We start from the raw sequence: 14013 nt of genomic DNA, 5'->3' as shown, positions 1-14013 counted from the left end.
TGTGACTTCAAAGCAAGCGATGAATCGCCCAGAAATACAAATGCGCGAATGGGTATCAAGCGTAATCGTAAAATACAATTTCTGCCCGTTTGCCCGAAAAGAAGTAGAAAGCAATTGCATTCATTATCAAATCAGTCAGTCTATTACGCTTGATGATGCAGTAATGGATATGCTTGAGCAATGTAGCGCGTTAGACCAACAAGCTGAGCGCGAAACTACTTTATTAATGTTTGAGCAAGGCTTTAAGGATTTTGAAGAATTCTTAGATTTAGTCGATTTAGCCAATGCGCTTTTAGCTGCACAAGGCTATGAAGGTAAGTATCAAATAGCCAACTTTCATCCTGACTATGTATTTGCTGATAGCGATGACTGCGATGCTGCAAACTATACGAATCGTGCACCTTACCCAACACTGCATTTGATCCGTGAAGCCAGTATGAGCGAAGCGTTAGATAACTACGATGAACCTGAATCGATCCCAGAGCACAATATTAAACTTGCAAGACGCAAAGGCATCGACTTTTGGCAGCAGCTGCTGCAAAACTGCATCGATAAGCGCTAACACCTACCGGCGTTCAATAGATAAAAAGCCAGCAATGCTGGCTTTTTACTTTTTATATCTATTAAATTTAGTGAGCTATTTTTTTACCCACTCACCGTTCACTTCAATGTAGTGACCCGGCTTAGTTTTTTCGATAGTTTTTGCCGCAGCAAGGGCTTCAACTTGCGCTAACGAAAGATTATTCTTTTTCGCAAGTTTTAAATATTGCTCTTTACGCTTTGCATTAATTTCATCAACGACCGCTTTTGCTTCGCTATTATTAACCACTAAACCTAAATAGCCTGAGCTGTCTTCACCTACTAAGCCTTGGCTTTTTGCATCATCAAGGCTGATAGCCCAAGCAGAGAAAGATAAACAAAGAGCACTGATCAAGGTGATCACATTTAGTTTTTTAAGTTGTAATTTACGCATGTGTGCTCCTTAGAATAATTCGCTGTCATCACTGAATAAGGTATCAAGTTCTTTATCCACTTTTACGCGGATCTCATGGTCAACTTTTACATTTAAGTTGATTGTAATCGGCTCTTTTGCTGCCACCTCAACACGGTGCGTACAGGCACTCAGCATGCCTACTGCCGTCAGCATTACTAACCACTTAGCCATCATTGCTTCCTTTTTTTGCATACTCTTTCTCAACTCTTTGAGTAATTTCATCACTTAAACGCGACGCTCTAAGTAAAGTAAATACATTCTCTTCATGATTATAATTAAAGTTCACTGCTTGCTGCTGGGCTTCATTATAACCCTCTAAATTAACACCTAAATGCAACCATCCATCCGGTTTGAGGTTAACACTGCTACGTAGTTTTTTAATATCTAAATTCTCAAGTAAACTCAGCGTGGTACTCAGTTCCTGTTGCTGCGCTTTTACAGCGTCAAAACCCGCATTATTGGTGATCAGTAATTTACCATCACCCTGATTAACTAACTGCCCTTGCTTTACCTCAATGCCCTGTTTACTTATTACTACGGGTAAGGTGCCTGCTAAGCGGCCACTTAAGCTAATCCCTGATTCAGCATCAAGGGTGACCAATTTGCTGGCATCAATGTTTTCAAATTTAACAGTCGCTGTTTGGTTATCACTGAGTGGGCAGTACTTATTCACCACAAATGCCCCGCCCATAACCTGACCAGTTAGATTAGCTGCACAAGGCTGATTAGCCGTTACCTGCAACTGACCTTGTATATTTTTGACCACGGCACCTGCGCGCAGTTCATTGAGTGTAAATTTAGTCGCTGCAATATTAAGCTGCCCTGAATTAAACGTGCCGTTCAAATTCACTGCAAAATCATTCGCTAGATAATCATTATAAAGCGCACTGAATTTACTTATTTGCACGCGCCCTTGTGCTTGTTGAAGATTTACATCCCCTTTTATAATGCCTGAAACAACCCCATCAGTGACGGTAGCAAGCGGCTCAAACTGAGCAATTATTGGGTTTAGCTTGGATACTGCCTGCTCTGGTATCACCAATTCAAATGGGTGAGCAACCTCAGACATATGATGACTAACAAGTGCTTCAAAACCATCTGCAAATACATGATGCGTTGCCTGCAAGGCGCGGCTTTGAAGAGCCTTTGAAACAACAGACAATTTATTTAAGGTGAGCTCTGCTGTTGATAATTTAGCGGCCGTGGTTTTGGCATCAATATCAACAAATAACTCCCCCACACTGAGATCTGTACCAAGAGTAAGCTCATTGCTGATTTTTGCTGCATTCATATCATCGTAAGTTAATGATTTAACCTTGCTGTTAGCTTTAACAACTAGGTGCTGCTGGGCATTATGCTCAGCGTCAATCGCGCTGCTAAAATCAGTTATCTGTGCACCCGATATTAAGGCATTTTTAACACTGATATTGGTATTCAGTTTAGCTGTAGGGCGAGTAAATAAGTCATCGATATTTAGCTTTCCTTTAGCCCCAATACCCTCAACCAGAGCACCGTCAGCCTGAAAATCTAAAAATGCTGGTAATGACTCCATTGAAAGTTGAAAATCAGCGCTAACGCTGCTTTCATGCAAATGCGCATTGAGTTTAAGCTCATCTATATCTTTACTATTAAAATCAAAGCTAACTTGGCTATTAAGTGATGCGAGCGGCTCCAGCAAAGAAAGGGTGATATTACTGACTATCACTTCACTTTGCCCTTCTATGGCTTGCAGCTTTACGATTGGGGCTGATAGCAGCTTATCTTTTAAACTAACTGGTTTTTCAATGTGTAACTGCCAAGTAAGCGGTAACTGGGCTTCAATAAATGATTGATGCTGTTGGTCTGCGATGGTGTTTAAGCAGTCTCGGTTTGCACTAAGTTGATTTTGTAAAGCTGATAAATCCGCGTATAAATGCTGTTGATTTAATTGATACTTAGCACTCAATTGCCCTTCACTAGCAAAACCTAAGTCGCATTGCGCTAGAGCATGCTGATAACTTGCATTGATTGAGCTTTCAATTGCAACTGTAATTCCATCAAACTTAATCTGTGACTGAGTGGTAAAATGGCTGCTTGTTGGCAATGTTACGAATCGTTCAGCCACTTGCTCATCAAACGTGATGTTGGCTTTGACTTCATAATTAGATATTGCAACGTCTGCATTAAGATCCCGCGAAATCGTAAAATGGTTTAGGCGTTTTTCTTGTATCGCCAACCTAACAGGGGTGTCGGTAAACGGTGAGACTACATCAAGCTGCTCAATGCTTATTAGCGGTCTTTGCTCGGGTAATACCAAGGCAAGCTTTTTAAATTCAGTCTTTGAAGCGTTTGGTTGTTGTTTATTTGCAAGGTCACTAACGATGAGGTTAGCGCGAGAAACACTAACCTGTTGCTTATTCGCAATTATGCCAGCTAACTCAATTTGCTGTCCTTGGTAGGTTAAGCATAATTTCTCGATATTCAAATCAAGCTTGCGAGTTAATGACCAATCAACACAGTGAAGCGCAACGCCATTTTTACTGAGCATAGGCGTTAAGTACCACGATGTCAGTGGTAGTCTGAACAGATACGCCAGCAGTGCAATGCTTAGCACGATCCCTAGCAACCCAATACACGCTCGCTTAAAACTCAAAAAACTCTCCTTGCCTTTGAACTTACACTTACTAGCAACTAGCGTCATTATAAACAAAAAGGCCACACATGATAGTGCAGCCTTTTTAGTTTAAACGGTTTGTATGAACCTAGCTTGTATAGCTAGGTACATAACTAAGTTCTAGCCAACGTTTTTACGAGCGTTGCGGAACATACGCATCCATGGGCTATCTTCGCGCCACTCATCTGGGTGCCATGAGTTAGCAACCGTACGGAATACACGCTCTGGGTGCGGCATCATCACCGTTGCACGACCATCAGTAGACGTAATACCTGTGATACCTTCTGGTGAACCATTCGGGTTAGCTGGGTATTGCGTTGTTGGGTTACCGTAGTTATCAACAAACTTCACTGCCACAGTACCTGACTCAAGCGCTGCTTTAACTGCATCAGCGTTTGCGAACTCAGCATGACCTTCACCATGTGAAACAGCGATAGGCATACGTGAACCAGCCATACCATTAAAGAATACCGATGGGTTTTCTTGCACTTCTACAAGGCTAAAGCGAGCTTCAAAACGCTCTGACTTATTCGTTACGAAACGTGGCCAGTGCTCAGTGCCTGGGATCAATTCTTTCAATGTTGAAAGCATTTGACAGCCATTACACACACCTAAGCTGAATGTATCTTCGCGGTGGAAGAAGCTTTGGAACTGCTCACGCGCCATCTCATTAAATAAGATTGACTTAGCCCAGCCTTCACCTGCGCCTAATACGTCACCGTAAGAGAAACCACCACATGCCACTAAGCCTTTAAATTGCTCAAGTGTTAAACGACCTTCAAGAATGTCGCTCATGTGCACGTCAACCGCAGCAAAGCCTGCACGGTTAAATGCCGCAGCCATTTCTAAGTGAGAGTTAACGCCTTGCTCACGTAGAATCGCCATTTTCGGCTTCGCACCAGTTGCAATGTAAGGCGCTGCAACATCTTCGTTTAAGTCAAAGCTTAGTTTTACGTTAAGGCCTGGGTCTTTTGCGTCAAACTTAGCATCAAACTCTTGCTTAGCACACTCAGGGTTATCACGACGTGCCTGCATTTGGTAAGTTGTTTCTGCCCAAATAGTACGAAGCTCAGTACGCGTATGGTTAAGAACCACATCATCACCACGAGTGAATAGCACGCGGTCATCAGCGTTTAGTGCACCAATTTCATGACTGATAGCTGCTAAGCCGTGATCTGCAAGAACTGCTTTCACTGCGTCTAAATCCGCGTTTGCCACTTGGATAACCGCACCTAGCTCTTCATTATAAAGCGCTTCGATGTCTGAACCTGTTAAGCCAGCAAGGTCAACAGTTACACCCGTGTGACCAGCAAATGCCATTTCAGCGATAGTCGTGAATAAACCACCATCAGAACGGTCATGGTAAGCAAGTAACTTGTTATCAGCAACAAGCGCTTGCATTGCTTCATAGAAACCTTTTAATAGTGCTGGGTTATCAACATCAGGTGTCACATCACCTAGTTGCTTATAAACCTGTGCAAGGCTTGATGCGCCCATACGGTTTTGACCCGCACCTAAATCAACTAATAGTAGTGATGACTCACCTTTATCAGTACGAAGTTCTGGTGTCACTGTTTTACGAACATCTTCAACACGACCAAAAGCAGTAATGATCAGTGATAATGGTGCAGTAACTGATTTTTGCTCACCGTTTTCATCCCATTGAGTTTTCATCGACATTGAGTCTTTACCCACAGGGATAGTTAAACCAAGCGCCGGACAAAGCTCTTCACCCACCGCTTTAACAGCTTCGTAAAGACCTGCATCTTCGCCAGGGTGACCTGCAGCAGCCATCCAGTTTGCAGATAGCTTGATATTTTCAAGGCCACCGATGTTAGCACACGCGATGTTCGTTAGTGACTCAGCCACAGCTAAACGAGCAGAAGCACCGTAGTTTAAAAGTGCAGCTGGTGTACGTTCACCTAGTGACATTGCTTCACCGTGGTAAGTATCAAACGCGGCGGCTGTTACCGCACAGTTTGCTACTGGCACCTGCCAAGGACCGACCATTTGGTCACGCGCAACTAAACCCGTTACCGTACGGTCACCAATGGTGATTAAGAATGTTTTTTCAGCAATCGTTGGTAAGCGTAATAAACGCTGTGCAGCATCTGCCGCATCAATGTTAGCAACGTCTAATGGCTGTGATTGCGCTTTTTTAGATTCCACTTCACGGTGCATTTTTGGTGCTTTACCAAGTAAAACATCAAGCGGAAGATCAACAGGGTTGTTACCGAAGTGGCTATCTTCAACCGTTAAGTGACGCTCTTCTGTCGCTTCACCAATAACCGCATATTGTGCACGTTCACGTTTACAGATTGCTTCAAAGCGCGCGAAGTCTTCAGCAGCAACCGCTAATACGTAACGCTCTTGAGATTCGTTACACCAAATTTCGTGTGGTGCCATACCCGGCTCATCGTTTGGAATATCACGAAGTTGGAATTTACCACCACGACCACCGTCGTCTACAAGCTCAGGGAATGCGTTTGAAAGACCACCTGCACCCACATCGTGGATGAAAGCGATTGGGTTTGCATCACCTAGCTGCCAACATTTATCGATAACTTCCTGACAACGACGTTCCATTTCTGGGTTTTCACGTTGTACCGATGCAAAGTCTAAGTCTTCGTTTGATTGGCCTGATGTCATACTAGATGCAGCACCACCACCAAGACCGATGTTCATTGCCGGACCACCTAGTGCGATAAGTTTTGCACCTACAGGGATTTCACCTTTTTGAACATGCTCAGAACGAATGTTACCTAAACCACCTGCAAGCATGATTGGCTTGTGGTAACCACGTACTTCTTCGCCATTATGGCTTGATACTTTTTCTTCGTATGTACGGAAGTAACCAAGTAAGTTAGGACGACCAAATTCGTTATTGAATGCCGCGCCACCTAATGGACCTTCAGTCATGATATCCAGTGCATTAACGATACGACCTGGCTTACCAAAATCGCTTTCCCATGGTTGCTCGTAACCAGGAATTCGTAGGTTAGATACAGTGAAACCAACTAAACCGGCTTTAGGCTTAGAACCACGCCCTGTAGCACCTTCATCACGAATTTCACCACCAGAACCTGTTGATGCACCCGAGAATGGCGCAATCGCTGTTGGGTGGTTGTGCGTTTCAACTTTCATCAAGATTTCGATGTTCTCTTGATGGTATGCGTACTCGCCTTCACTATTCGGGAAGAAACGACCCGCTACAGAACCCTTCATTACCGCGACGTTATCTTTATATGCAGATAACACGTTTTCAGGGTGTTGCTCATAGGTATTTTTGATCATTTTGAACAATGATTTTGGCTGTTCGATGCCATCGATTGTCCAATCAGCGTTAAAGATTTTATGACGACAATGCTCAGAGTTTGCTTGTGCAAACATGAATAATTCGATGTCGTTCGGGTTACGCCCTAACTTTTGGAAGTTTTCTACCAAGTAATCAATTTCGTCTTCTGCAAGCGCAAAACCTTGCTCAACGTTTGCTTTTGCAAGCGCTTCACGGCCACCACCTAAAATGTCAACTGATGACATTGGACGTGGTTCGTCGTGACGGAATAATTTAGCTGCATCAGCCATATCCTCGTGCGTTGCTTCAGTCATACGGTCATGTAATAACGCTGCAACTTCAGCTGTTTGCTCAGCTGATAAATTACCTTCAACGTAGTATGCAATACCACGCTCAACACGGTGAACTTGGCTTAAGCCACAGTTATGTGCGATATCAGTTGCTTTTGATGCCCAAGGCGAGATAGTACCAGGGCGCGGCGTTACAAGAATTAACGTGCCAGCAGGGGTGTGCTCAGCAATCGTTGGACCATAAGTAAGCAGCTTTTCAAGCTTTGTTTGCTCATCAGCTGAAAGCTCAGCTGTAAGATCAGCAAAATGCATGAACTCAGCGTAAACGTCAGTGACTGGAAGTTGTGCCTGTTGGCAACGCGCTAAAATTTTCTGAACTCTAAAATCGGAAAGTGCTGGTGCACCACGAAGGATCAACATAGGTATTTTCATCCGGGGTTAGGGATTGAACGATATTTTAGGCGCATATTATAGTGCAAATAACGTCTAGATTTAACTCAAAATTACGCTTTTATTTAAATAATCTTCATAACCGCTATTATGGTCGCAACAATTAACCAACTTAGTACTCTATATTTCTTTGCAGGTTCTTGTTCTGTATGACTTATCTCTCAGCGACCCTGTTATTGTTATTAATTTTTAAATAGATAACTAAAACTATTCGCCAAGTGACGCGGCTTTGAAGTTTTGCTATAACGGTAAGGTAATGGTTTAAGGGGCATTTATAATCTATGCAAAAGTTACTCGCTATTTTTAGTTTAGTGCTCATGTTATGTGCGTGCGATATGCAGCAGCAATCTTCGCAGCTTGCACATATCAAGGCACAGAACAAAATTAGAGTCGGCACATTAGCTGGCGCGAGTAATTACTATCAAGCACCACAAGGTGTGCAAGGCTTTGAATATGAGTTAGCGCAAGAATTTGCAGACTATGTTGGTGTTGAACTCGAAATGGTGCCTTTTTTCAACCTCTCCGATATGTTTGCGCGTTTAGAAAGTGGTGATTTAGATCTTATTGCCTCGGGTCTTACCTATAATACAATTCGTGCTGAGCATTATCGGTTTGGCCCCACCTATCGTAGCATTAGCCAAAAACTAGTTTATAAACAAGGCCGTAATAGACCTCGTGAGTTTGCAGATTTAACAGGCAACCTGACTGTTCTAGCCAAAAGCAGTCACTCGTTGGCACTACAACAATTAAAACAGCTCAATCCAGAACTTAGCTGGAACGAAACAGAAGACATGGATGAAGAAGAGCTTTTACAAGCTGTCATCGACGGTGAAATTGATTACACCTTAGCAGATTCACACACCCTATCACTATTTCGCCGCTATCACCCAAATTTGAGTATAGGTTTCTCGGTTACCCGCAATGACCCTATCGCTTGGCTACTTAGAAAAGATGGTGACGACTCATTATATGCCTTAATGGTGCCATTTTTTGGCGATGTAAAACAAAGCAACCAGCTTTATGTGCTAGAAGAAAAATACTTCGGTCATGTTCGCCAATTCAATTATGTGAATACGCTAGCGTATATCGAAGCAATAAAAGACACTTTACCTAAGTACCAACCTTGGTTCGAGCAATACGCAGGTAACATAGATTGGCGACTACTCGCCGCGCTGAGCTACCAAGAATCAATGTGGAACCCAAAAGCGAAGTCACCAACGGGTGTGCGTGGCATAATGATGCTCACTCAAGCAACGGCAAAACATGTTGGTGTAAGCAACCGCCTAGCTCCAGAGCAAAATATCAAAGGGGGGCTGAGTATTTAGAACAATTAATTTCTCGCATTCCAGACCGTATTCCGCAACCCGATCGAACCTGGTTTGCCTTAGCGTCTTACAATGTCGGCTGGGGACACGTAAATGACGCGCGGATTATTACCGAACAAGAAGGGGCAAGCCCCGACAAATGGGCTGATGTAAAAAAACGCTTACCGCTTTTAATTAAAAAACGTTATTACCGTAAAACCAAATATGGTTATGCTCGGGGCGATGTTGCTGTACAGTATGTTGATAACATTCGTCGTTATTACGATGCCTTGGTTTGGCTTGATGAAAATGATGCAATTGCGGATCCCGAGAGCGAGCAACAAACCGCTGAAGAAGCAAAACCAGCAACAGAGGCGAGCGAAATAAAGCCAAGCGACAACACTCACCAAAGCAACACAGAGCAACAGAAGTCAGAAAACAACTAACTTCAAGCACCGAAATCTGTTTACTTGTCATCAAATGATCATTATCTTCTATTAGGGTTTGTTGACCTTTCAGGATTAAAGTTTGTTCAATCTAGGGGCGAATTAATCGCGGCGCGAGATTTGTAACCTCGCGGACTAAGTAAAACTTGAGCAACAAAGAGTTAATCGCCCCTAGGAAGAACCCGAAGGGCAGCGCGTGTTTGCCATTTATCCGTCGTTATCACCTATTTATGTGGAACAACCACACTACATAGGTTTTGCCTTGGCTAAATACCAAACACACTGCTGCAAAGTTAACCTCGAAAGATAAACAAACCCTATTTATGGAATGGACCATGCCATGCTTTACTCTCACTTAAGGAGCACACATGTTAAAAAGAAGACGCAAGACACATAAGTTCAAGCGTAATGTTATTTACTCGACAGCGACACGCCGTCGTATCATGCTGCGTAACACGCATAAAAAAGTTATTTGGCGTCGCCGCTTATTTGCGATGCAGTTAATGGAAGCTCAAATTCCTGCAACGCCGGTTGTATAACTAGGCGTTGCGAGCTGCCAGCTTTGCCGCCTTTTTCTCTTCTCTACGACGCTTAAAAAACGCAGATATCACCGCCCCACACAGCTCCCCCATAACATCGCTGGTTACCTCAACTTGGTGATTAAGTCTGGGTTCTTGTAGCAAATTCATAATTGATCCTGCCGATCCCGTTTTTGCATCTTTGGCACCAAACACTAATCGCTTTATACGACTATGAACCAACAAGCCTGCGCACATCGAACAGGGCTCTAACGTTACATATAAGGTGCAATCTATTAGTCGATAATTATTAAGTACTTTACCTGCTTCGCGGATTGCCATCATTTCAGCATGAGCAGATGGATCGTTATCGGTAATTGAGCGGTTATAGCCATAAGATATCAGTTGATTGTCTTTTACCAGCACAGCACCAACCGGAATTTCATTAATCGCAGCCGCTTCATTGGCGTAGTTTAATGCTTTTTCCATCCAATACTCGTCGCTAAATTGTTCGCTCATATATCACACAAATCTTGTAAAACTGTGAGTAATTATACCTAGTTAGTAAATAAAAAGGGCAATAAATACTGCTACACTAAAAAATTAACGCAAATTTTAGCGGCTTTTTCATGGCTCAATGGACCCATATTGCGCTATAATCTCGCGCTTTTTTTATTTAGCTTACAACACGGGTAGCAAATGAAATTTCCTGGACGCCGCAGGCATAAACATTATTTTCCGGTGGAAGCCAAAGATCCACTAACAAATCAACTTAACTCAACCGAACGACTACAACGTAGTTATATTACGGGTATCGACCAAATTGTGGTGGATATTGAAGCGAAAGTTGATCAAGCTTTCCTAGATGAATTTCAATTGCGCCGTGGCATGTCGCAAGTGATCGATAGCGATATTACCAATGCGTTATACGACAGACTGAAACTCGACAACATGATCGACTATGAGTTTGCCGGTGGTACGGTGGGTAACACCATGCACAACTACTCAACCCTAGCTGATGACCGCTCGGTGCTGTTAGGGGTAATGAGTGAAAATATCAAAATCGGCAGCTATGCATATCGTTTTTTATGTAATACTTCTAGCCGCGTTGATCTTGATTATCTTCAACCTGTCGATGGCCCAATTGGTCGCTGTTTTACTCTTATTGACGAAACCGGTGAACGTACCTTCGCGATCAGCGCAGGACTTATGAATCACCTTCGTCCTGAATCTATCGATAAAGAACTCATCGAGAACTCTTCAGCATTGGTGATCAGCGCATACTTAATGCGTACGCAAGGTGATGAAACCATGACTGAAGCTACCATGCAGGCAGTGAAATATGCCAATGATGCGGGTGTGCCTGTGGTTTTAACACTCGGTACTAAGTTCTTAATTGAACAAGACCCAACTTGGTGGGCAGAGTTTGTCAAAAAGCATGTCGACATTCTTGCGATGAACGAAGAAGAAGGTTTAGCTATCACTGGCTTTGAAGATCCACTTTTAGCTGCTGACAAAGCACTAGACTGGACTGATTTAGTTATTTGTACGGCCGGCGAAAAAGGCTTGTTTATGGCAGGTTACGTAGACGAATCTTTCAAGCGTGAGACAGAGTATCCGCTCTTGCCAGGCGCTATTGCTGACTTTAACCGTTATGAATTTTCGCGCGCAATGCGCAAAGAGGACTGCCAACACCCAATTCGTGCATACAGCCACACCGCACCGTTTATGGGTGGTCCAGACAGCATTAAAAATACCAATGGTGCGGGCGACTGTGCGCTAGCTGCGGTACTGCATGACTTATCAGCAAACGTTTATCACAAACTTAATGTGGCAAACTCAGCGAAACATCAGCAGCCAGCTATGACGTACTCATCGCTTGCACAAATTAGTAAATACGCTAACCGTGCAAGTTATGAAGTACTTGTTCAGCACTCGCCACGTTTATCGCGTGGTTTACCTGAACGTGAAGATTGTTTAGAGCAAGTTTACTGGGATCAGTAATCTCCACTAAAAAATCGAAATATCAAGTTTCTGGGATAAACGCTCAAGGGCCGCTATCCCAGCTACTGAGTTACCATACGAGTTAAGTCTTGGTGCCCAAACAGCCACAGTAAATTGATTCGGTAGCACAGCTAATATGGTACCCGACACCCCTGACTTACCCGGCATGCCAACACGGTAGCCAAAATCCCCTGCAGCATCGTATAAACCACTGGTAAACAATAACGAGTTTAGTTGTTTATTTTGCCTTGCACTCAACACTTTATTGCTGTTGGCATCTTTGCCTTGATTAGCAAGGTAATTGTAAGCTTTTGCTAATTCTACGCAGTTCAGTTCAATAGCACAGAAGTTAAAATAGGCCCATAACACATCATCAACTTCATTATTAAAGTTGCCGAATGACTTCATTAGATGCGCCATCGCGGCATTACGATGACGAAACTCATACTCAGAATTTGCCACTTTCTTATCAATAACAACCTGAGCATTCCCTGATAACTGACGAAATGACTCAAGCATTGAATGCATCGGTGCAGATAAACGGCTATATAAAGCATCACAGGTAACAATCGCACCAGCGTTGATAAATGGGTTGCGTGGTATGCCTTGTTCAAATTCAAGCTGTGTAAGAGAGTTAAAAGCAGTGCCTGAAGGCTCTTTACCAACTCGTTGCCACAGCTCATCACCATAACGTTGAAGTGCTAAGGTTAAGGTCATTACCTTAGACACAGATTGAATCGTGAATCGCGCACCACAATCACCCGCACAATAGGTTTGCCCATCCACTGTATGAATCGCAATAGCGAACTGGTTTGGCTCAACCTCTGCAAGCGCAGGAATATAATCAGCAACCTTACCTTGGCTCAGTAATGGTTGAACTTCTTTTGTGATTTCATCTAATACTTGTTGATAATCAATCTGTGACATACCGCGTCCTTTAAAACAAAAAGCCCCGCATTTGCGAGGCTTTGTAGTCTACTAAAGATGGTTTGCTATAGCGATTGCTATTAGCTCATTGCTGATTGCAGCTTTTTCATCGCTGTTTTTTCTAGCTGGCGAACACGCTCTGCAGAAACGTTATATTTCTCAGCAAGCTCTTGCAGTGTTGCTTTGTCGTCAGCTAACCAACGCGCACTTACGATGTCTTGTGAGCGCTCATCAAGGGTTTTTAACGCGCTGAATAAACGTGCATGAGACTGTTCTTGCCATTGCTGCTCTTCGATATCATCAGCAAGGTCAGCACTGCCATCTGTTAAATACTGTACTGGCGAGTATGTGCTTGTCGGTGCGTCGTCATTGTCGTCGCCCGTTAAGTCAAAGCCCATATCTTGGCCACTCATACGTGATTCCATCTCACGTACTTCTTTTTCACTTACACCTAGCTCATTAGCAACGGTGCTAACCTCTGCTTGGTTAAACCAACCTAAACGCTTTTTGTTTTTACGTAGGTTGAAGAATAATTTACGTTGCGCTTTTGTTGTTGCAACTTTCACGATACGCCAGTTTTTAAGTACGTATTCATGAATTTCGGCTTTGATCCAGTGTACTGCGAATGAAACTAAGCGAACACCTACACTTGGGTCGAAACGTTTTACCGCTTTCATCAGACCAATGTTACCTTCCTGAATTAAATCAGCTTGCGGTAAGCCATAACCTGAATAGCTTTTCGCAATATGAGCAACAAAGCGTAGATGCGACATAATGAGTTGCTTCGCAGCTTCAAGATCACCTTCTTCCTGAAGACGTGTCGCCAACTGCTTTTCTTTCTCTGCATCAAGCATAGGAATAGTGCTAACCGCTTGAAGGTAGCCGTCCATACTTGCGCTCTGTTGACCTGCAGTAAGTGCCATTGCGTATAAATCTTTACTCATTTTTCACCTCAGTGATAAACATTTGAAACCATCTTAGCACTCTTTAAGCGAGAGTGCTAACTTCAATTAAAAACTTTTTTAAAGTTCAAATCAAGTGGTTTTTGCATCTATTTTTAGTCTACGCTAACACGCTGAATAAGCGATGAATTCTAGCCTGGAGTGATATTTTGATAAATTAACAGCGACTA

The 14013-nt window shown here is 43.2% G+C and carries 10 protein-coding genes and 1 pseudogene; 4 read left to right on the top strand and 7 right to left on the bottom strand.

All coding sequences use genetic code 11. The features are described from left to right. Positions 1-19: 19 nt before the first annotated feature. Complete coding sequence (locus P4S60_RS02465; protein ID WP_337116815.1) at positions 20-562, top strand: DUF1415 domain-containing protein; 543 nt, start codon at positions 20-22, stop codon at positions 560-562. 75 nt (positions 563-637) lie between these two features. On the opposite strand, the gene P4S60_RS02460 is transcribed toward P4S60_RS02465, so the two are convergent. From P4S60_RS02460 to purL, 4 genes are all read right to left on the bottom strand, one after another. After that, positions 638-973, bottom strand: coding sequence for a YdbL family protein (locus P4S60_RS02460; protein WP_337114895.1), 336 nt, complete (start codon positions 971-973; stop codon positions 638-640). 9 nt (positions 974-982) lie between these two features. Beyond that, entirely contained in the window at positions 983-1165 is a 183-nt protein-coding gene (locus P4S60_RS02455) for a YnbE family lipoprotein (protein WP_054551055.1), read from the bottom strand. Beyond that, on the bottom strand, positions 1158-3626 hold the full coding sequence (locus P4S60_RS02450; RefSeq protein ID WP_337114894.1) for a YdbH domain-containing protein: 2469 nt from the start codon (positions 3624-3626) through the stop codon (positions 1158-1160). Before P4S60_RS02450 ends, P4S60_RS02455 begins: the two co-directional genes overlap by 8 nt. Before the next feature lie 141 nt (positions 3627-3767). After that, a complete protein-coding gene (gene purL / locus P4S60_RS02445; protein ID WP_337114893.1) occupies positions 3768-7652 on the bottom strand; it encodes a phosphoribosylformylglycinamidine synthase in 3885 nt (1294 codons plus the stop codon). A gap of 311 nt (positions 7653-7963) precedes the next feature. Between purL and mltF the strand changes: the two are divergent. Beyond that, positions 7964-9432, top strand: a pseudogene (mltF, locus tag P4S60_RS02440) (membrane-bound lytic murein transglycosylase MltF). Positions 9433-9800: 368 nt separating this feature from the next. Further along, the gene (locus P4S60_RS02435; RefSeq protein ID WP_167350237.1) at positions 9801-9971 is read left to right on the top strand and encodes a hypothetical protein; all 171 of its coding nucleotides are present in this window, start codon (positions 9801-9803) and stop codon (positions 9969-9971) included. Here the strand turns inward: P4S60_RS02435 and tadA are convergent, their stop codons facing one another. Further along, entirely contained in the window at positions 9972-10469 is a 498-nt protein-coding gene (gene tadA, locus P4S60_RS02430; RefSeq protein WP_337114892.1) for a tRNA adenosine(34) deaminase TadA, read from the bottom strand. 180 nt (positions 10470-10649) lie between these two features. Here tadA and P4S60_RS02425 point away from each other — a divergent pair, with 180 nt between their 5' ends. After that, positions 10650-11954, top strand: coding sequence for an inosine/guanosine kinase (locus tag P4S60_RS02425; protein WP_063703044.1), 1305 nt, complete (start codon positions 10650-10652; stop codon positions 11952-11954). Positions 11955-11960: 6 nt separating this feature from the next. Here the strand turns inward: P4S60_RS02425 and glsB are convergent, their stop codons facing one another. Both glsB and rpoH read right to left on the bottom strand, forming a co-directional pair. After that, positions 11961-12881, bottom strand: a complete 921-nt coding sequence (glsB, locus tag P4S60_RS02420; protein ID WP_337114891.1) for a glutaminase B — start codon at positions 12879-12881, stop codon at positions 11961-11963. 80 nt (positions 12882-12961) lie between these two features. Beyond that, the gene (rpoH, locus tag P4S60_RS02415) at positions 12962-13825 is read right to left on the bottom strand and encodes an RNA polymerase sigma factor RpoH (RefSeq protein ID WP_054551048.1); all 864 of its coding nucleotides are present in this window, start codon (positions 13823-13825) and stop codon (positions 12962-12964) included. Positions 13826-14013: the final 188 nt, after the last annotated feature.

Origin of the sequence: Pseudoalteromonas sp. Hal040, assembly GCF_037162425.1 — a bacterium.
In the GTDB taxonomy this organism is placed as follows: domain Bacteria; phylum Pseudomonadota; class Gammaproteobacteria; order Enterobacterales; family Alteromonadaceae; genus Pseudoalteromonas; species Pseudoalteromonas gelatinilytica.
This window is presented reverse-complemented; position numbering and strand designations above follow the sequence as displayed.

What these genes read in the sequence shown, in the direction of transcription:
- P4S60_RS02460 (WP_337114895.1), bottom strand. Translation starts at nt 973, where the DNA reads ATGCGTAAATTACAACTTAAAAAACTAAATGTGATCACCTTGATCAGT.
- tadA (WP_337114892.1), bottom strand. Translation starts at nt 10,469, where the DNA reads ATGAGCGAACAATTTAGCGACGAGTATTGGATGGAAAAAGCATTAAAC.
- glsB (WP_337114891.1), bottom strand. Translation starts at nt 12,881, where the DNA reads ATGTCACAGATTGATTATCAACAAGTATTAGATGAAATCACAAAAGAA.
- P4S60_RS02435 (WP_167350237.1), top strand. Translation starts at nt 9,801, where the DNA reads ATGTTAAAAAGAAGACGCAAGACACATAAGTTCAAGCGTAATGTTATT.
- P4S60_RS02425 (WP_063703044.1), top strand. Translation starts at nt 10,650, where the DNA reads ATGAAATTTCCTGGACGCCGCAGGCATAAACATTATTTTCCGGTGGAA.
- purL (WP_337114893.1), bottom strand. Translation starts at nt 7,652, where the DNA reads ATGTTGATCCTTCGTGGTGCACCAGCACTTTCCGATTTTAGAGTTCAG.
- P4S60_RS02455 (WP_054551055.1), bottom strand. Translation starts at nt 1,165, where the DNA reads ATGGCTAAGTGGTTAGTAATGCTGACGGCAGTAGGCATGCTGAGTGCC.
- P4S60_RS02465 (WP_337116815.1), top strand. Translation starts at nt 20, where the DNA reads ATGAATCGCCCAGAAATACAAATGCGCGAATGGGTATCAAGCGTAATC.
- rpoH (WP_054551048.1), bottom strand. Translation starts at nt 13,825, where the DNA reads ATGAGTAAAGATTTATACGCAATGGCACTTACTGCAGGTCAACAGAGC.